The organism is Cellulosimicrobium sp. EB106-03-01-XG111 (assembly GCF_058792115.1).
On the sequence record NZ_JBYTEQ010000025.1, the window covers coordinates 51,313 to 72,123 of the forward strand.

Sequence of the window (20,811 nt, forward strand, 5' to 3'; positions counted from 1 at the left end):
GGTCGTCGGCCCTGCGCAGGTGCACGGCCGACGACCGGACGACGAGAGGAGGTACGACCGCCGCGCTGGCGGCGAGGAAGGTGCCCGGCGGAGCACCGAGACAGTCCGCCGACGAGCCCGGGACGGACGGCAGGCCGATGGCGCCGACCCGGCGGAGCGCAGCACAGTTCCCCATCTCGACGAGGAGACCTTGTGAGAAACGTGCTTGGAGGATCGCTCGCCATGAGGCGCACGGTCGCGGCAGCAGCCGCGGCGGCGATCGCTCTCCCCCTGACCATCGCGACGGCGGTGTCGGCCACGGCGGCCCCCGCCGCCGGGAGCGTCGCTCCGGCGGCTCCGGTCGCCGCCGCCGCCGACACCGCACCGTTCGACGTGCTCGTCTTCAGCAAGACCGCCGGGTTCCGGCACGGGTCGATCCCCGCGGGCATCGCGGCGATCCAGCAGCTCGGCGAGGAGAACGACTTCGAGGTGACCTCGACCGAGGACGCGGGAGCGTTCACGGACGAGAACCTCGCCCAGTACGACGCCGTCGTGTGGCTGTCCACGACGGGCGACGTCCTCAACGACGACCAGCAGGCCGCGTTCGAGCGCTACATCCAGAACGGCGGCGGGTACGCGGGCATCCACGCGGCGTCCGACACCGAGTACGACTGGCCGTGGTACGGCGAGCTGGTCGGCGCGTACTTCAACAGCCACCCGCAGAACCAGGACGCGACCGTCAAGGTCGAGGACCACGCCCACGAGTCGACGGCGCACCTGCCGTCGCGCTGGGACCGGTACGACGAGTGGTACAACTACCGCACCAACCCGCGTGACACCGTGCACGTGCTCGCGAGCCTGGACGAGACGTCCTACACCGCGGGCTCGGGCGCGATGGGCGCCGACCACCCGATCGCCTGGTGCCAGGCGTACGACGGCGGCCGCTCGTGGTACACCGGCGGCGGCCACACGAACGAGTCCTACGCGGAGCCGGAGTTCCTCCAGCACCTGCTCGGCGGCATCCAGACCGCCGCGGGCGTCGTGCCGTCGGACTGCGCCGCGTCGCAGTCGGACAGCTACGAGGTCGTCTCGCTCGACGAGGAGACGTCCAACCCGATGATGCTCGACGTCGCCCCGGACGGGACGGTCTTCTACGTCGAGCGCGACGGGCGCGTCCGCCTCATCGACCCGGAGAGCAACCAGACCACGACGGCGATGACCCTCGCGGTCACGCAGGCCAACGAGGACGGGCTCACGGGCGTCGTCCTGGACCCGGACTTCGGGGAGAACGGCTGGGTGTACCTCTTCTGGTCGCCGCAGGACGTCGGGACGGACGGGCCGCACAACCGCGTCTCGCGCTTCACGTACGACGAGGCGACCCGGACGATCTCGGCCGCGAGCGAGGAGAAGGTCCTCGTCATCCCGACGCAGCGCGAGACGTGCTGCCACGCGGGCGGTGACATGGTCTTCGACGGCGACGACAACCTCGTGATCGTCACGGGCGACAACACCAACCCGTTCGAGTCGGCCGGCTACGCGCCGCTCGACGAGCGCGCGGGCCGCACGTCGTACGACGCGCAGCGCACGTCGGCGAACACCAACGACCTCCGCGGCAAGGTGCTGCGCATCCACCCGGAGGACGACGGCACGTACACGATCCCCGAGGGGAACATGTTCGCCCCGGGGACGGACAAGACGAAGCCCGAGATCTTCGCGATGGGCTTCCGCAACCCGTTCCGCATCGGCGTGGACCAGAAGACGGGCAACGTGCTCGTCGGCGACTACGGTCCCGACGCGCAGAACGCCAACCCGAGCCGCGGCCCGGGGAACACCGTCGAGTGGAACATCGTCGCGGAGCCGGGCTTCTACGGGTGGCCGTACTGCACCGGTGACAACGCGGCGTACATCGACTACAACTTCGCGACCGGCCAGTCGGGCCAGGCGTTCGACTGCGCCAACGGCCCCGTGAACGACTCGCCGAACAACACCGGCCTGGCCAAGCTCCCGCCGGCCGTCGCGGCCGACGTCTGGTACAACTACGCCGGCAACCCGCTCTTCCCCGAGATCGGCGGCGGCGGCGCGCCCATGGGCGGCCCCGTCTATGACTACGACCCGGAGCTCGACTCGGACGTCAAGTGGCCCGAGTACTGGGACGGCAAGGCGATCTTCGGCGAGTGGAACCAGGGCAAGATGTACTCGTTCCAGCTCGACGGGGAGAACCGCGACGAGCTCGTCGACATCAACCGGATCCTGCCGAAGCACTTCGACCCCGCGGCGGGCTTCTACCGCGCGATGGACTTTGACTTCGGTCCGGACGGCTCGCTCTACGTCATCGACTGGGGCCAGGGCTTCGGCGGCAACAACACGACGTCGGGCATCTACAAGGTCAACTACGTGCAGGGTGACCCGACGCCGATCGCCCGCGCCAGCGCGGACGTGACCAGCGGCGCCGCGCCTCTCACGGTGCAGTTCTCCTCGGAGGGCACCCGCCACCCGGCGGGCGACCCGATCTCGCTGCAGTGGACGTTCGGCGACGGGTCCGACCCGTCGACCGAGGCGAACCCGGTGCACACCTACACCGAGAACGGCAGCTACACCGCGCAGCTCGTGGCGACCGACGCGAACGGCCAGACGGGCTTCGCGAACGTCAGCATCGTCGTCGGGAACCAGGCGCCGAGCGTGACGATCACGTTCCCGGACAACGGTGGCGTGTTCGAGTGGGGCGACCAGGTGCGCTACGTCGTCGAGGTCGAGGACCCCGACGGCGAGGTGGACTGCTCCAACCTCATGATGATGACCGCGCTCGGGCACGACGCCCACGCGCACCCGATGGAGGAGCTGACCGGCTGCGAGGGCGTCATGCAGACGGCCCGCGACGAGGGCCACGGGCTCGAGGCCAACATCTTCTGGGTGCTCGAGGCGTTCTACACCGACGACGGCGGCGAGGTGGGCGTCCCGCTCACGACGAACTCGCTCCAGATCCTGCAGCCGAAGCTGCTCCAGGCCGAGTACTACACCTCGACGGGCCGCCTCGCCGGCTCGACGAGCGGTGGCGACCCGGGCGTCCAGACGGAGCAGACCGGCGACAGCGCGGGCGGCGGCCAGAACATCGGCTTCATCGAGGTCGGCGACTGGTGGGCCTACGAGCCCATGTCGCTCTACAACGTCGAGGGTCTCGGCATGCGCGTCGCGTCGCCCGCGGGCGGCACGGTGTCCGTGCGCTGGGACGCGCCCGACGGTCCGGAGATCGGCCGGGTGACCGTGCCGAACACCGGTGACTGGCAGGCGTACACGATGGCGACGACGGAGATCACCGACGTGCCCGAGGGCACGGGGACGCTCTACTTCGTCAACGTGGCCGGCCAGATGAACGTCAACTGGCTCGAGTTCGACGGCCGCGGCGTCACGGACAACGTGCGCCCGACCATCGACACGTTCGAGGTCACCCCGACGGAGGGCACCGCCCCGCTCGAGGTCACGGCGTCGGTCACGGCGACGGACCCCGAGGACGAGGCCGTCACCTTCGCGTGGGACGCGGGCCTCGGCGACGGGTTCGTCGACGGCACCGACTCGTTCGCGGTCACGTACGACCAGCCGGGCACCTACCGGCTCCAGGTGCGGGCCACCGACGAGCGCGGGGCGTACTCGGTCGAGTACACGACGGTGACCGTCAAGGCGCCCGAGACCGGTCCGGGGCTCTGCTTCTCCGGCCGCTCGGACGACTTCCTCGGCACCGACCTGGACGAGGACCGCTGGACCGTGACGAACCGCGACCAGAACCTCGTCGTGCGCGACGGGCGCCTGGTGGTCCCCACGGCGACGCGGGACTTCTACGGGACGGACAACACCGCCGTGCCGAACCTGGTGCTCCAGGACCTCCCGGACGGACCGTTCACGGCCACCGCCAAGGTGACCCTGCCGGCCCGTCAGCAGTACCAGCAGGCCGGTCTGCTGATCTGGGAGGACCAGGACAACTACGCGAAGATGGTCCTCCAGGGCCGGTCGGCCGCGGCGGACCCGGCGACGCGGATCTTCCAGTTCATCCGTGAGGAGAACGCCCAGCCGAACGAGGTCAACGAGTCCAACTCGGCCGCGCTCGGTGCCGACTACCCCGACACGGTCTACGTGCGGTTCGTCAGCGACGGCGCGAGCCTCCAGGCGGCCTACTCGGCCGACGGCATCGACTTCACGACGATGCCGCAGACCAAGTCGATCGCCGACCTGGAGAACGCGAAGATCGGGCTCGTGGCCCTCAAGGGCAACAACACGACCACCCCGGTCGTCGACGCCGAGTTCGACTGGTTCCACATCACGCCCGACGACACGGCGGCGGCCCCCGGGCCGGACGACGAGTTCGACGGCGACGCCCTCGACACGTGCCGCTGGTCGATCGTCCGCGAGGACCCGACCGGCTACCGCGTGACGGACGGCTCCCTGCAGATCGACACGACGCCCACGGACATCTACGGGACGGACAACCGCCCGGTGCCGAACATCGTGCTGCAGGACCAGCCGGGTGACGAGTGGACGGTCGAGACCGTCGTCGACGGCTCCGCGTTCGACCGTCAGTACCAGCAGGGCGGTCTGATCGTCTACGGCGGCGACGACGACTACGTGAAGCTCGACTACGTGGTCGACAACCAGGCCGGCCAGGCGCGCAACGCCCGGATCGAGCTGCGCAGCGAGGTCGGCGGCGTGGTGCAGAACCCGCAGCCGCAGACGGGGAGCCTCGCCGAGTCGGTGTGGCACCTGCGCCTCACGCGCTCCGGTGACACGTTCACCGGCGCGTACAGCGCGGACGGCGAGACGTGGACCACGTTCGACGAGAGCGTGACCAACGCGCCCGCCGCGGACGCCAAGATCGGTCTCTTCGCCCTCGGGGCGTCGGCCGACACGGGTGCTCCGGCGTCCTTCGGCCACTTCCGGGTGGTCGAGGACGAGACCGAGCCGATCGCCGTGACCATCACCGCGGAGACGCGCTGCATGGCCGGCAAGGTGTTCGTCGCGGTCCGCGCGACGAACGACGACACGGTCCCGCTCGCGATCACGCTCGAGACCCCGTACGGGTCGAAGCAGGTCGCGGACGTCGCGCCCGGTGCGAACGCGTACCAGTCGTTCGCGTCGCGCGCCGTCGCGGTCGACGCGGGCACCGTGACCGTGACCGCCACGGACGCCGAGGGGAGGACGTTCTCCGGGACGGCGGACTACGCGGCCCGGTCCTGCTCCTGACGAGCTCCGGCGGGTCGGTGCGCTGAGCACCGGCCCGCCGGGCACCGCGCTCGGCGCGCGGGCGCTCGGGCGTCCGGGCGGCCCATCGGCCGGGCCGACCGTACGCTGCCCGCACGACGAGCACGACGGGGACCTCCGGGTCTCCGGCCCCGGCGCCCGGGAACGGGCGCTCCGGCCCGGCGCCGGGGCACCCCGGGGGACCGGCGACGACCGCCGCCCCCACCGCAACGGACCCACGACGAGGTGATGACCCGATGTCCCGTACGCACCGCCAGCGCACCAGCCCCCGGCCTCCGGGCGGCACGCGGCTCCTGCTGCGCCGCCGGACGGCCGCCCCCGCGCGGCTCCGTGCCCGCGCGCTCCTCACCGCGGCGCTGGGCGTCCTGCTCGGCGGCGTGCTCGCGCTGGTCGGCGCGGCTCCGGCCGGCGCCCACGGCGGCGACGTCGTCATCTCGCTCGGCACGGACGGCCAGGGCGGCGTCTCCGCGAACCTCACGTGGAAGGTCGACGGCCACCCCGTCGAGGAGGCGGCCGACGTCTCCGTGACGGGGGAGTCCGCGGCCGGCGAGACCGTCGGCCCCCTCACGCTGCGGTCGGCGTCCGAGGGCGTCGGCTGGTACACGTCCGACCCGGGCGTCCTCGCCGACGGCAACTGGACGCTCACCGCGACGATCACGCACCCCGCCGAGGCCACCGCGACGGCCCAGGTCGACGTCGTGCCGCTGCCGGAGCCCGCCCCGCGCGAGGGCGACGACGCGGCGGCGCAGGAGGGCGGCGACGCCGCCGGCACGGAGGGTGACGCGGCGGGTGCCGACGCGGCCGGCGACGACGCCGCCGCGGGCGACGGCACCGCGGGCGACGGCACGGCCACGGACGAGGGCTCGACGAGCGCGCTCGTGTGGGTCGCCGTCGCCGTGGTCGCCGCGCTGCTGCTCGCCGGGGGCTACGTCGTCGTGCGGCGCCGCTCGCGCGCGTCGGGCGCCGACGAGGCCGCGGACGACGAGCCCCGCTCCCTGACCAAGACGTCCGCCCGGTGACCCCGGGCACGAACCGAGAACGACCGAAGGAGACACGACCATGGCACGACCGATCACCCTCTTCACCGGGCAGTGGGCCGACCTGCCGTTCGAGGAGGTGGCACGCCTCGCGTCCGGCTGGGGCTACGACGGCCTGGAGATCGCGTGCTGGGGCGACCACCTCGACCCCTGGCGCTGGGACGACGACGAGTACGTCCAGGGCAAGCTCGACCTGCTGGCCAAGTACGACCTCAAGGTGTACGCGATCTCGAACCACCTCAAGGGCCAGGCGGTGTGCGACGACCCGATCGACCAGCGCCACCGCGACATCCTGCCGGACGTCGTGTGGGGCGACGGCGACCCCGAGGGCGTGCGCCAGCGTGCCGCGGAGGAGATGAAGCACACCGCGCGCCTCGCGGCGAAGCTGGGCGTGAAGACCGTCGTGGGCTTCACCGGCTCCGCGATCTGGAAGTACGTCGCGATGTTCCCGCCCGTGTCCCAGGAGGCGATCGACGCCGGGTACCAGGACTTCGCGGACCGCTGGAACCCGATCCTCGACGTGTTCGACGAGGTCGGCGTCCGGTTCGCGCACGAGGTGCACCCGAGCGAGATCGCGTACGACTACTGGACGACGGTCCGCACGCTCGAGGCGATCGGGCACCGCGAGGCGTTCGGCCTCAACTGGGACCCGAGCCACATGGTGTGGCAGGACCTCGACCCGGTGAGCTTCCTGTGGGACTTCAAGGACCGCATCTACCACGTGGACTGCAAGGACACGAAGAAGCGGATGCACAACGGCCGCAACGGCCGGATGGGCTCGCACCTGGCCTGGGCCGACCCGCGCCGCGGCTGGGACTTCATCTCCACGGGCCACGGCGACGTGCCGTGGGAGGACGCGTTCCGCATGCTCAACACGATCGGCTACGAAGGCCCGATCTCGGTCGAGTGGGAGGACGCGGGCATGGACCGTCTCGTCGGCGCTCCCGAGGCGCTGGAGTTCGTCAAGAAGTACGCGTTCGACGCGCCCGACGCGGCCTTCGACGCCGCGTTCTCGACCAAGTAGCACCGCAGTCTCCCCGCCGGTCGGCCTCGCCGACCGGTGGGTGGGGGCAGTCCGACACGCCACCGCCCCCGGCCGTCCGACGGCCGGGGGCGGTGGCGTGCCCGCGTCCGGGGCCGGCCGTGTGAACCTTCACCTTTGTTTCGCGGCTTGGGTTATCTAACCGTGACGATCATTGTTCGGCTTTTGCTTGACCCTCGACATAAGTGCCCCTACGTTGTCATCCATGCGAGCCGACGACGTCGCGCAGGACGTGCGTACCCCGGTGCTGGAGCCGGAGACGCCCCTCCCGGGAGCGACCACGCCAGGGGCCTCGACCGCCCGAAGCACCTTCCCCGCCAGCAGCCCCGACGAGCTCGGGCTGCCCGCCGCCGGGTACCGCGCCGGGATCCTCGGTACCGGGTTCATGGGCGGGGTCCATGCCCGGGCCGTGCGCACGGGCGGAGGACGCGTCGTGAGCGTCGCCGCCGCCGACCTCGACATCGCGCGGGCGGCCGCGCCGGGCCTCGGCGCCGAGCGCGCCGTCGCGACGGTCGAGGAGCTGCTCACCGACCCCGAGGTCGACGTGGTGCACGTGTGCACGCCCAACCACCTCCACGTCCCCCTGGCGCGCGCGGCGCTCGCCGCCGGCAAGCACGTGGTGTGCGAGAAGCCGCTCGCGACCGACGTCGCGGGGGCGGTCGAGCTCGCCGGCCTCGCGGCCGCGGCGCGCGACCTGGACGGCCGCGTCGCCGTCGTGCCCTTCACCTACCGCTTCCACCCCATGGTCCGCGAGGCGCGCGAGCGCGTGCGCCGCGGCGAGGTGGGCACCGTCTCGCTCGTGCACGGCTCGTACCTGCAGGACTGGCTCCTGCGCGACTCCGACGACAACTGGCGCGTCGACCCCGCGCTGGGCGGCGCGAGCCGCGCGTTCGGCGACATCGGCTCCCACTTCTGCGACCTGCTCGAGTTCACGACGGGCCAGCGCATCGTGCGTCTCGTCGCGCAGTCGGCCACGGTGAACCCGCACCGCCGGGGCGCCGACGGCGTCGTGCACGAGGTCGCGACGGAGGACGCCGTGACGCTCCAGTACGCCACGGACGGTGGCGCGCTCGGCTCGGCCGTGATCTCCCAGGTGTCGGCCGGCCGCAAGAACCGGCTCTACCTCGAGATCTCCGGCTCGGAGTCGACCCTGGCGTTCGACCAGGAGCAGCCCGAGACGCTCTGGGAGGGCCGGCGCACGACGTCGCGCCTCCTCGTGCGCGACCCCGAGGCGCTCTCCCCGGCGGCGGCCCGGTACTCGCGCCTCCCCGCGGGCCACGCCCAGGGCTACCAGGACTGCTTCGACGCGCTCGTCGCCGACACCGCCGCGGCCATCGGCGGCAGCGTCCCGGACGGCCTGCCCACGTTCGACGACGGCCTGCGCGCCGCACGGCTCGCCGACGCCGTGGCCGCGTCGGTGCGGACGGGCGGCTGGGTCGAGGTCGCGTCGTGACCGCGACGACGACGCGCGAGCCGCGGCCTGCCGCGGGGGAGGGCGACGACCGCCCGCTCCTGCGCCTGCGTGGCATCGGCAAGGAGTTCTTCGGCAACTCCGTGCTGCGCGACATCGACCTCGACGTGCGCCCGGGCGAGGTCCACGCGCTCGTCGGGGAGAACGGCGCCGGCAAGTCGACCCTCATGAAGATCATCGCGGGCGTGCACCGTCCCGACGCGGGCACGCTCGAGCTCGACGGCGAGACGACGACGTTCGCCTCGCCCCTCGCCGCGCAGCACGCGGGCGTGTCGACGGTGTTCCAGGAGTTCAACCTCCTGCCCGAGCGGTCCGTCGCCGAGAACGTCTACCTCGGCCGCGAGCCGCGCCGCGCGGGCCTCGTCGACCGGCGGCGCATGCACGCGGACACGACCGCCCTGCTCACCGAGCTCGGGCTGACCGGGCTCGCGTCGTGGACGCGCGTCGGCTCGCTGTCCGTGGCGCAGCAGCAGATCGTCGAGATCGTCAAGGCCGTCTCCTACGACGCGCGCATCATCTCGATGGACGAGCCGACGGCGGCGCTCGCCGACCAGGAGGTCGAGCTCCTCTACGAGCTCGTGCACCGGCTCAAGGAGCGCGGCGTCGCGATCCTCTACGTCTCGCACCGCCTCAAGGAGATCTTCGACCTCTGCGACACCATCACGGTGCTCAAGGACGGCAACCACGTGCTGACGACCCCCACCGCGGACATCGACCCGGACCGGCTCGTGCGCACGATGGTCGGCCGCGACTTCGCGGGGTACTTCCCCGACAAGGACCCGTCGATCGTCCCGGGCGAGGTGCGGCTCGCGCTCGAGGGCGTCGGCAACACCCAGGTCGACGACGTGTCGCTCGAGGTCCGTGCGGGCGAGATCGTCGCGCTCGCCGGGCTGCAGGGCTCGGGGCGCACGGAGATCGCGCACGGCGTCTTCGGCATCGCGGGCTTCACGCGCGGCCGCGTCCTCGTCGGCGGGAAGCCGGTCGACGTGCGCTCGCCGCGCCAGGCGGTCCGCGCCGGTCTCGCGCTCGTGACCGAGGACCGCAAGGCCGAGGGGCTCGCCCTGGGCCAGTCGATCCTCGCCAACGCGCGCCTCGTGCTCGACGCCGTCGTCCCCGGCCAGGCCGACCGGCGCGCGAGGCGCATCCCGGGCATCCTCTCCTCGCTCGAGCTCGTCGCGAGCTCGCAGGAGGCCGAGGTCCAGTACCTGTCGGGCGGCAACCAGCAGAAGGTCGTCCTCGCCAAGTGGCTCGTCACGGACCCGCAGGTCATCGTGCTCGACGAGCCGACGCGCGGCATCGACGTGGGCGCCAAGCGCGCGGTCTACGACCTCATGCGCGAGCTCACGGCGAACGGCGTCGCCGTCCTGTTCATCTCGTCCGAGCTCCCCGAGGTGGTCGCCATGGCCGACCGCGTGCTCGTCATGCGCGACGGCCGCCTCGCGGGCGAGCTCCCCGCGGGCAGCGACGAGGAGACCGTCATGGCGCTCGCCACGGGCGCGGGCGAGGACACCTCCGGCGAGCACGTCCAGGTCGACCTCGGCGCCCTCGCCGACGCCGACGACCTCCCGGGCGCGGAGCCCGGGACCGCGCCCCGCAGCGCCCCGCACGCCCCCGACGGCCCGAAGGAGCACCGATGAGCACCGCGGTCGCGACCGCCGCCCCCACCGCGCGCCGCGCGCCCGCGCGCCGCCGCCGGCTGGGGTCGACGGAGATCGTCTACCTCGCCCTCGTCGGGATCCTCGTGATCGCCGGCGTCCTCGTGGCCGTGGGCGGCGGCAACCTGTTCAGCACGGCGAACACGGCGTACATGCTCACGCAGACGAGCCTCCTCGGCTTCGTCGCGATCGGGCAGACGTTCGCCATCCTGTGCCGCTCGCTCGACCTGTCCGTCGGCTACGTGGTCGCGCTCAGCTCGATCGTCGGGGCGACGACGATGGCGGGCGACCCGTCGCGCGTCTGGCTCGGCGTCCTCGCGGCGGTGGGCGTCGCGGCGGTCGTCGGACTCGTCAACGGGCTCGTCATCGCGAAGCTGCGCGTCAACGCGTTCATCGCGACGCTCGGCGTCGGGCTCATCATCAAGGGCTACCTCGACACGCAGTTCAAGGGCCCGGCGGGCGAGGTGCCCGCCTCGTTCCAGATGTTCGGGTACACGCGCGTCGGGCCGGTCCCGGTCTCGACGATCGTCATGCTGCTCGTCGCGGCCGTGGGCGTCGTGCTCCTGACGCGCACCCGTCCCGGCTACCACATGTTCGCCGTCGGGGGGAACACCGACGTCGCGCGGCTCTCGGGCATCCGGACGGACCGGACCCTGGTCCTCGCGCACGTGCTGTGCTCGGTCTGCGCGGGTATCGCCGGCCTGCTCATCGCCGCGCGCTTCGGCACCGGCAACGCGCTCGTCTACTCCTACGGCCTCGACCTCGACTCGATCGCCGCCGTCGTCCTCGGCGGGACGCTCCTCATGGGCGGCCGCGGCTCGGTCGTCGGGACGGTGGGCGGGGTGCTGATCCTCGCCGTGCTCGACACGGTGTTCAACGTGCTCGACGTCGACCCGTTCTTCAAGGACGTGCTGCGCGGCGTCATCATCATCGCCGCCGTCGCCCTGTACGCCCGGCGCCAGATCGACCCGGCGAGCAGCCGGGCCCGCTTCCGCCCGACCCGCACCGGAGGTGCGTCCGCATGACCACCGACACCACGCGCCGGACCATCCCGGCGCGCGCGCCGCGGGCCGGCTGGCTCGAGCGCCTCACCGCGGGCGGCAGCTGGACCGTGTTCGCGCTGCTCGTGCTCGTCTTCGTGGCGATCCTCGTGATGAACCCGTCGTTCGGCGAGCCGATGTCGCTCATGGCCTTCGTCAAGAAGGCCGCGCCGCTGATCATCCTCGCGATCGGACAGTACTTCGTCATCGTCTCCGGCGAGTTCGACCTGTCGGTCGGCTCGCTCGTGGGAGCCCAGGTCGTCATCGCGGCGAAGCTCATGGACGGCGAGGACTCGATGACCTGGCCGGTCATGGCGCTCATGGTCGTCTTCGGCCTCGCGGTCGGTCTCGTCAACGGTCTCGTCACGACGCTGCTCAAGGTGCCGTCGTTCATCACGACGCTCGGCATGATGCTCGTGCTCTACGGCGCGATCCGGCTCTGGACCGGCGGCGCACCGACGGGCGCCCTCACCGACGGCTTCCGGCAGTGGGGACGCGGGGGCATCCCCGACAACCCGGGCCAGTTCCAGGTGCCGTACGCGCTGCTCGTCGTCGTCGTGCTCGGCGTGGCCGCGGCCCTGCTCATGCGCCGCCCGTTCGGCCGCACGCTCGTCGCCACGGGCGACAACGACGTCGCGGCGGGCTACGCGGGCGGGTCCGTGTGGTGGGTGCGCACGCGCGCCTTCCTCCTCTCGGGCTTCATGGCGACCGTCGCGGCCGTCCTCATCGGCGGCTACGCGGGCGTCACCGCCCAGGTCGGGCAGGGGCTGGAGTTCATGGCGATCACCGCCGTCGTGCTCGGGGGCGTCGTCCTCGGCGGCGGGCGGGGGACCGTGATCGCCGCGATGGCGGGCGCGCTCACGCTCGAGGCGCTGTTCACCCTCTTCAACCAGCTCAGCCTCCCGTCGACGATCCGCCCCGCCGTGCAGGGCGTGATCATCATCGCTGCCGTCGCCTACGCCGCGCTGCCGCGCCGGTCGCGGCGCCGCTCGTCCACCCCCGACGCCCCGCCGGCGGCGGGCCCGACCCCCGCACCGAAGGAGCCCGCCCCCGCGAACGCCTGAGCCCCGCGCCGGCGACGCCGCCCGCGCGACCACCCGCGCACGACCCCTTTCGGACCCGCGCACGACCGCGCGCCGGCACCCGAGCTGTACCCCCTTCCCCGCACGTTGCGGGACGACGACGTCTCACCAAGGAGAAGAAGGACATGCGACGTACACGAGCACTCCTGGCCGGCACGGCGGTGGCCACGCTGTTCCTCGCGGCCGCCTGCACGACCGACACCCCCACCGACACGGGCGGGGAGACCTCGGCCGAGGAGAGCCCCGCGAGCGAGGAGTCCGGCGGCGCCGACTCCGAGTGGTTCGTCCAGGCGGACTACGACCGCCAGCTCGCGCAGCGCGAGGTCGTGCCCGAGGGCCCGGCCGACCAGCCGTGGCTCCAGGCCATCGAGCCCGAGTACGTGGACACGGCCGAGTTCGCGAGCGAGGGCGGCGGCAAGACGCTGTGCTTCTCGAACGCGTCGGTCTCGAACCCGTGGCGCGTGACCGGGTTCATCACGATGCAGCAGCAGGTCGACGTCCTCACCGAGGAGGGCGTGATCGGCGAGTTCCGCGTCTCCGACGCGGCCGACGACGACAACAAGCAGATCTCCGACATCCAGGCGTTCGTCGAGGCCGGCGACTGCGACGCGATCGTCATCTCGCCGTCCACGACGGCGACGCTCACGCCCGCCGTCGAGGCGGCGTGCGAGTCGGGCAAGCCCGTCATCGTGTTCGACCGCGGCGTCAACACCGACTGCATGGTGACGTTCATCCACCCGATCGGCGGCTACGCGTACGGCGCCGACGGCGCGGAGTTCCTCGTCGAGAACCTCGAGCCCGGCTCGAAGGTCCTCGCGCTGCGCATCCTGCCCGGCGTCGACGTGCTCGAGAACCGCTGGGCCGCGGCCGACAAGATCTTCTCCGAGTCGGAGCTCGAGGTCGTGGGTGCCGAGTTCACCGGCGGCGACGGCGCGAAGATCAAGGACATCGTCACGCAGTACCTCCAGCGCGGGGACGTGGACGGCATCTGGATGGACGCCGGCGACGGCGCCGTCGCGGCCGTCGAGGCGTTCGAGGACGCGGGCAAGCCGTACCCCGTGTTCATGGGCGAGGACGAGATGAGCTTCCTGCGCAAGTGGAAGGACACGGACATGACCGCCATCGGCGCCGTCTACTCCAACTTCCAGTGGCGCACGCCGATCCTCGCGGCGCAGATGATCTGGGCCGGCGAGCAGGTGCCGTCCGAGTGGGTCCTGCCGCAGTCCCCGGTCGTCGCCGAGGACCTCGACGCCTACCTCGAGGCGAACAAGGACATGCCGTCCCTGCACTACGCCAAGTTCGGCGGCGAGGACCTGCCCGGGTTCCCGGAGGCCTGGACCGACCGCTGACGCCCGCACCACCCCGGTCCGGCCGCGCGCCGGACCACCTGGGGCCGCCCGGTCGCCGTCCGACCGGCCGGGCGCCCCGCCCGCCCGCCCGACGGCGCGGCGCACCTCCCGCACGGGGGCGCGCCGCGGCGTCGGGCACGCGGGCGGGACGGCCGAGTGCTCGGACCCGACGAGAGAGAGCGACGTGGCTCTTCCCGGCCCGACCCCCGCGCGCCGCGCGACCGACCTGCTCCCGCCCGACGGCGCGCCCGCCCCGGTGCGCCGGCGCGCGCTCGGCGTCAACACGTGGGTGTGGACGTCGCCCCTGACCGACGACGCGCTGCGCGGCATCGCCCCGCGCGTCGCGGGGTGGGGCTTCGACGTGCTCGAGCTGCCCGTCGAGAACCCGGGGGACTGGGACCCGGCGACGGCGGCCGCCGTGCTCGCCGACCACGGCCTCGCGGCGAGCGTCTCGCTCGTCATGGGCGAGGGTCGCGAGCTCGTCGCGACGGACGCCGCGACGGTGCGCGCGACGCAGGACTACCTGCGCCACGTCGTCGACGTCGCGCGCACCGTCGGCGCGCCGGTGATCGGCGGCCCGGCGTACGCGTCGGTCGGGCGCACGTGGCGCCTCGGCCCGGCCGAGCGCGAGGCCGCCTACGAGGAGCTCGCCGAGCACCTCGCCCCGGTCGTGGAGCACGCCGTGGCGGCGGGCGTCGTCGTCGGGCTCGAGCCGCTCAACCGCTACGAGACGAGCCTCGTCAACACCGTCGACCAGGGGCTGGAGGTCGTGCGACGCCTGCCCGCGGCCGGCATCGGCCTCATGCTCGACGTCTACCACATGAACATCGAGGAGACGGACCTGCCCGCCGCGGTGGCGCGCGCGGGCGAGCGCATCGCGCACGTCCAGGTGTGCGGCAACGACCGCGGCGCACCCGGCACCGACCACCTCGACTGGCGCGGCCTGCTCGCCGCGCTCGACGCGACCGGCTACGACGGACCGCTCGTCATCGAGTCCTTCACCGCCGAGAACGCGACGATCGCCACGGCCGCCTCGATCTGGCGCCCGCTGGCGCCGACCCAGGACGCCATCGCCGTCGATGGCCTCGCCTACCTGAAGGGACTGATGCCCGAGCCGGAGAGCACGTAGCCGTAGTCGCAGACGACCGCCGGCGCCGGCACGCCGCGGGATGACGACCACCCTGCCCGGACGACGACGTCCGGGCCCGCACGTCATGCCCCTGGAGGCACCACGATGACTGCACGACGCCCACGCAGGGCGAGATCGGTCGCCGCCGCACTGACCGTCGGGGCGCTCGCGTTCACGCTTGCGCCCGTCACGACGGCCGCTGCCGCGGACGACCCCGTCCCCGCGGAGGAAGAGCACAAGGTGCTCATCTTCACCAAGACGACCCAGTTCCGGCACACCGAGGCGATCACGCAGGGCACGCCCGTGCTCGAGGCCGCGTTCGCCGAGGTCGGCATCGAGTCCGACCACACCGAGGACTCCTCGGTGTTCACCGACGAGAACCTCGCGCAGTACGACGCCCTGGTCATGTTCCAGACGTCGGGCGACCCGTGGAACGCGGACGAGAAGGCCGCGCTCGAGCGCTACCAGCAGGCGGGCGGCGGCATCGTCGCCATCCACAACGCGACCGACATGCGCGGCAGCTACCAGTGGTGGGACGACATGATCGGGGCGCTCATGCCCGGTCACGCCGCCACGGGCAACAGCCCCGGCCTGCCCGGCACGGTCCGCGTCGAGGACCGCACGCACCCGTCGACCGAGCACCTGTCCCAGCGCTGGACGCGCGCGGACGAGTGGTACAACTTCTCGGCCAACGTCCGCGGCAGCGCGCACGTCCTCGCCACGATGGACGAGACGACGTACGACGCCGGCGGCAACAAGATGGGCTACGACCACCCCATCTCGTGGTGCAAGCCGTACGACGGCGGTCGTGCCTGGATGACGGGCATGGGCCACTTCGGGGCGCACTACACGCAGGAGCCCGACTTCGTGCAGCACGTCGTCGGCGGCGTGCAGTGGGCGGCGGGCCTCGCCGAGGGCGACTGCGGCGGCACCGACTGGGGCTCGTTCGAGAAGGTCGCGCTCGACTCCAACACGAGCGCCCCCTTCGGCATGGACGTCGCACCCGACGGCCGCGTGTTCTACACCGAGCTCGTGCGCGGGCAGGTCCGGGTCTACGACCCGCGGACGCAGAACACGACGACGGCGCTCACCGTCCCGGTGTACTCGGGCGGCGAGGACGGCCTGCTCGGCATCGCGCTCGACAAGGACTTCGCGGAGAACGGGTACCTGTACCAGTACTACTCGCCCGCGAGCTCGAACGACTCCGACCCGGCGAACTTCTTCAACCGCGTCTCGCGGTTCACGGTGTCGTCGGACGGCCCGGGCGCGACCGTGATCGACCCGGCGTCGGAGAAGGTCCTGATGGAGATCCCGGCCGGGCGCCTGCCCGACGAGCCGGGCCACACGGGCGGCGGCCTGCTCGTCGACCACGAGACCGGTGACCTGTACATCGGCGTGGGCGACGACGTGAACCCGCACTCCGAGCCGTCCGGCGGCTACGCGCCGATCTCCGAGCGCGACGGCACGTTCCACGACGCGCGCGCGACGTCCGCGAACACGAACGACCTGCGCGGCAAGGTGCTGCGGGTCCACCCCGAGGACGACGGCACGTACACGATCCCCGAGGGCAACCTCTTCGCCCCGGGCACCGAGAAGACGCTGCCCGAGATCTACGCGATGGGCTTCCGCAACCCGTTCCGGTTCACCATCGACCCGAAGACGGGCTACCTCGGCGTCGCCGACTACTCGCCGGACAACGGCTCGGACAACCCGGCGAACCGCGGCCCTGCGGGCATCGCCGAGTGGAACCTCATCAAGGAGCCCGGCTTCTTCGGCTGGCCGCTGTGCATGGGGAACAACGAGCCGTTCCGCGACGTCGACTACCGCACGAGCCCGGTCACGGTCGGCGGCTTCTTCGACTGCGACGCACCGGTCAACGACTCGGTGAAGAACACCGGCCTCGCCGAGCTCCCCGCCGCGCAGCCGGCCGACCTCTGGTACGGCTACCAGCGCTCGTCGGTGCCCGGCGTCATCAACGCCGGCGGCGGCCTCGCGCCCATGGGCGGCCCGTTCTACGAGTACGACCCGGAGCTCGACTCCGACACGAAGTTCCCGTCGTCCTACGACGGCAAGGCCTTCTTCTACGAGTGGGCCCGGAACAAGATGTACACGATCGACCTCAAGGACCCCGAGGCCGCGGCCGGCGTGACCGACGTCGAGAAGGTCAACCCCTTCCTCCCGCAGGAGCAGTTCCTCGCGCCGATCGACTCGAAGTTCGGCCCCGACGGCGCGATGTACGTGCTCGACTGGGGCGGCGGCTTCGGCCGTGACAACCCGAACTCGGGCCTGCACCGCATCGACTACCTGTCGGGCTCGCGCTCGCCGGTGTCGAAGCCGGTCGCGACGCCGGACTCCGGCATCGCGCCGCTCGAGGTGTCGTTCGACGGGACCGGGAGCACCGACCCCGAGGGCGAAGCGCTCACGTACGCGTGGGACTTCGACGGTGACGGCACGACGGACTCGACGTCCGCCGCCCCGAGCCACACCTACACGGAGAACGGCGTCTACGACGCCCGCCTCACGGTGACCGACCCGGCCGGGAAGGTGGGCACGGCGACCGTGCCGATCACGGTCGGCAACACGCGGCCCGAGGTCGACTTCGGCCTGCCGCCCACCGGCTCGTTCTTCACCTTCGGCGACGACATCACGTGGGACGTGGCCGTGACGGACGCCGAGGACTCGCCGGACGGCGAGACCATCGACGACGAGCAGGTCATCATCCAGCCCGCGCTCGGCCACGACGCGCACGCGCACCCCTCCGAGCCGCTGCACGGCCGGACGGGCACCGTCGCGACGAGCCTCGGTGGCGGCCACGGCGAGGACATGAACGTCTTCTACGTGATCGACGCGCGGTACACCGACCGCGGCGGCGTGGACGACGTCCCGGCCCTCACCGGCTCGGACACCACGCTCATCTTCCCGAAGAAGCGGGAGGCGGAGTTCCACGCCGACTCCGACGGCACCACGACGATCCCGAGCCGGGACGTCGAGGGCGGGGGCTCGGTCATCACGGGGTCGAACGGGGCCTGGGCGTCGTACGACCCGGTGAGCCTGTACGGCGTGCAGGCGCTCACGCTGCGCGTCGCCGCGGCGGCCGAGGGCACGATCGAGCTGCGGCGCGACGCCGCGGACGGCGAGCTCCTCGGCACGGCGCAGATCCCGCAGACGGGCCTCGGCACGTTCACCGACGTGACCGTGGACGTCACCGACCCGATGGAGCCGTTCACGCTCTACGTCGTCTTCCCCGGCGCGGGCGAGCGTCGCCTCAACTTCGTCGAGGCCGACGGCAAGGGCGTCTCCGGCACCACGCGCCCGAAGGTGCGGATCACCGCGCCCGAGGCGGGCGTGCGCCTGGAGCAGGGCGAGATCACGGTCACGGCCGAGGCCGACGACACGGAGAACACGGTCACCGAGGTCGAGTTCTTCGTCGACGGCGAGTCGATCGGGACCGACACCGAGGCGCCGTACGAGGCCACGTGGGAGGTGACGGCGGACAACAACTACGAGCTGACCGCGGTCGCGACCAACGACAAGGGCCTGTACACGCGGTCCCGCGTCGTCGTGGCGCAGGTCGGCGACCTCTTCGGGGGCATGAAGACCTTCACCAACGCGAACGGGACGTTCGAGCAGCTCGCCGAGGGCAAGTACCTCATCACGTCGGGCGGCGCGAACATGTGGCAGGGCACCAACGAGTACTCGACCATCTACCGCGAGCAGGGCGCCGACGAGAACTGGTCGGCGACCGTGAGGATCAACAGCCAGGGCAACTCGAACGGGTCCGCCAAGGCCGGGATCATCGTCCGCAACGACGTGACGCAGGTCGGGAGCTCGCCGGGCTACGCGGCCCTGGGCATGCGCCCGAGCGGCGGGTTCGAGTGGCTCCGCGGCAACGCGGCCGGCCAGCTCGTCACGTCGTCCGCCGCGAGCTCGACGAGCTACCCCGCGTGGGTGCGGATCGTGCGCGACGGCGACCTGTACACGGCCTCCTGGAGCAAGGACGGCGAGAACTTCACGCAGATCGGGGAGCCCCAGGCCCTCCCGGGTGCGGCGTCCGTGCAGGACGTGGGGCTCTTCGTCACCGCGCACAGCACGTCGGCCACGAGCGCCGTCGAGTTCCAGGACTTCGCGTTCGACGACGACCCGCAGACCGGGGGACCCGGCGAGGAGACCCCGCCGCAGTGCCTCGCGCTGGCGTCGGACGAGTTCGACGGCGACACCCTCGACCCGCGGTGGACCGTCGTCCGCCAGGCCGACGGCAAGCCGATCACCGTCGCCGACGGACACGCCGTCCTGCCGGTCGTGCAGGGCGACATCAACGAGGCCGTGACCGGTCCGATCAGCTACCTCGGTCAGGCCGCACCCGCCGGGGCCTGGACGCTCGAGACGAAGCTCGACGTCCCGCTCGCCCGGCACTGGCAGCACGCCGGCCTCCTGGTCCACGTGACCGACGACGAGTACACCAAGCTCGCGTTCACGAAGAACCAGAACGGCAACCGGTTCCTCGAGTTCCAGACCGAGACCGGCGGCGCCCGCACGTGGCACGGCCAGACGAACGTCGCCGGGGACTTCCCGTCGACGATCCACCTGCGCCTCGTCTCGGACGGCACCGCCATCACGGCCGCGTACTCGGCCGACGGCCAGACGTGGACGGCGCTCGCAGGCTCCGCCCCCGTGAAGCCGGGTGCGACGTTCGGCGTGATGGCCGGCGGCGACACGGCGGCCGCGGACTCGGTCGCCCGGGTCGACTACGTGCGCGTCACGGGCGTCGGGTCGGACGACGGCGAGCGCGAGCCGAGCGACGAGTTCGAGGGCGACGCCCTCGACGGCTGCCGCTGGGACGCGATCGTGCGCTACGACGGGTCGAAGGTCGCCGTCGCCGACGGCGAGCTGCGCATCACGACCCAGCCGGGCGACATCAACGCCGGGAACAACGGCGACCCGCGCAACTTCGTCCTCCAGACGGCACCGGAGGGCGACTGGGTCGTCGAGACGCGGTTCAAGGCGCCGCTCGTGCACCGGTGGCAGCTTGCGGGCCTCATCGCGTACGGCGACGACGACAACTACGTCAAGGCCGACGTGCTCGCGAAGAACGCCCCGGGCGCGGCGCTGAACCTCGGCGCCGAGCTCGTCTCGGAGAAGGGCGGCCAGTTCGGCAACGGCGGCAACCGCCAGCTCGAGCTCGTCGACTCGACCGAGTCGGGCTACTGGTACCTGCGGCTCGAGAAGGTGGGCAGCACGTACCAGGGCTGGGTCAGCGACGGCGGGGTGAGCTGGACGCCGCTGGGCGACCCGGTCACGAACGACGCCGCGCTGACCAAGGTCGGCCTCATGGCGATCGGCCCGGAGCAGGAGACGCCGGTCACCGTGGCGTTCGACTGGTTCCGTCTCACGACGGAGTCCGAGCCCGAGCCCACGGTCGACGTCGAGGCCACCGCCTCGGCCCGCTGCCTCGCGGGCAAGGCGTACCTCGCCCTCCGCGCGACGAACGCCGACGAGGCGCCCGTCGCGGTCACCCTGACCACGCCGTTCGGCTCCAAGGAGTTCGGCGCGGTCGAGGTGGGTGCCAACGCCTACCAGTCGTTCGCGTCGCGCGCGACGTCGTTCGAGGCGGGCACGGCGACGGTCACGGCGACGCTCGGCGACGTCACGACCGAGATCGAGGTGCCGTACGACGCCGTGAGCTGCGGCTGACGGCGGGCCGGTGACGGGCGACCCGCTCCCGTCACCGGCCACCACCTGCGCCGGCCCGGCCCGCCGGAAAGGGCAGCGCACCCCGCGGG

The 20,811-nt window shown here is 72.3% G+C and carries 10 protein-coding genes; all 10 read left to right on the top strand.

Features of this window, described 5'->3' with window-relative positions; all coding sequences use genetic code 11:
* The first annotated feature begins 222 nt into the window (after nt 1-222).
* The 10 genes from AC3WT4_RS17700 (at nt 223) to AC3WT4_RS17745 (ending at nt 20,722) form a co-directional block, all read left to right on the top strand.
* Nucleotides 223-5,208, top strand: coding sequence for a ThuA domain-containing protein (locus AC3WT4_RS17700; RefSeq protein ID WP_492316096.1), 4,986 nt, complete (start codon nt 223-225; stop codon nt 5,206-5,208).
* A gap of 254 nt (nt 5,209-5,462) precedes the next feature.
* Complete coding sequence (locus AC3WT4_RS17705) at nt 5,463-6,245, top strand: hypothetical protein (RefSeq protein WP_492316097.1); 783 nt, start codon at nt 5,463-5,465, stop codon at nt 6,243-6,245.
* Nucleotides 6,246-6,285: 40 nt separating this feature from the next.
* Entirely contained in the window at nt 6,286-7,287 is a 1,002-nt protein-coding gene (locus AC3WT4_RS17710) for a sugar phosphate isomerase/epimerase family protein (RefSeq protein ID WP_021483379.1), read from the top strand.
* Nucleotides 7,288-7,510: 223 nt separating this feature from the next.
* Nucleotides 7,511-8,758 carry a Gfo/Idh/MocA family protein gene (locus AC3WT4_RS17715; RefSeq protein ID WP_257416960.1) on the top strand — a complete coding sequence of 416 codons (1,248 nt, stop codon included), beginning with the start codon at nt 7,511-7,513 and terminating at the stop codon, nt 8,756-8,758.
* A complete protein-coding gene (locus AC3WT4_RS17720; protein ID WP_083385120.1) occupies nt 8,755-10,413 on the top strand; it encodes a sugar ABC transporter ATP-binding protein in 1,659 nt (552 codons plus the stop codon). Before AC3WT4_RS17715 ends, AC3WT4_RS17720 begins: the two co-directional genes overlap by 4 nt.
* Nucleotides 10,410-11,456 carry an ABC transporter permease gene (locus AC3WT4_RS17725; protein ID WP_074807410.1) on the top strand — a complete coding sequence of 349 codons (1,047 nt, stop codon included), beginning with the start codon at nt 10,410-10,412 and terminating at the stop codon, nt 11,454-11,456. Before AC3WT4_RS17720 ends, AC3WT4_RS17725 begins: the two co-directional genes overlap by 4 nt.
* A complete protein-coding gene (locus tag AC3WT4_RS17730) occupies nt 11,453-12,535 on the top strand; it encodes an ABC transporter permease (protein WP_074807407.1) in 1,083 nt (360 codons plus the stop codon). The genes AC3WT4_RS17725 and AC3WT4_RS17730 overlap by 4 nt, the downstream gene beginning before the upstream one ends.
* 143 nt (nt 12,536-12,678) lie before the next feature.
* A complete protein-coding gene (locus AC3WT4_RS17735) occupies nt 12,679-13,902 on the top strand; it encodes a substrate-binding domain-containing protein (RefSeq protein WP_108049782.1) in 1,224 nt (407 codons plus the stop codon).
* A 184-nt stretch (nt 13,903-14,086) separates the two neighbouring features.
* Complete coding sequence (locus AC3WT4_RS17740; protein WP_342803983.1) at nt 14,087-15,031, top strand: sugar phosphate isomerase/epimerase family protein; 945 nt, start codon at nt 14,087-14,089, stop codon at nt 15,029-15,031.
* A 105-nt stretch (nt 15,032-15,136) separates the two neighbouring features.
* Nucleotides 15,137-20,722, top strand: a complete 5,586-nt coding sequence (locus AC3WT4_RS17745; protein WP_492316098.1) for a ThuA domain-containing protein — start codon at nt 15,137-15,139, stop codon at nt 20,720-20,722.
* The last annotated feature ends 89 nt before the right edge of the window (nt 20,723-20,811 follow it).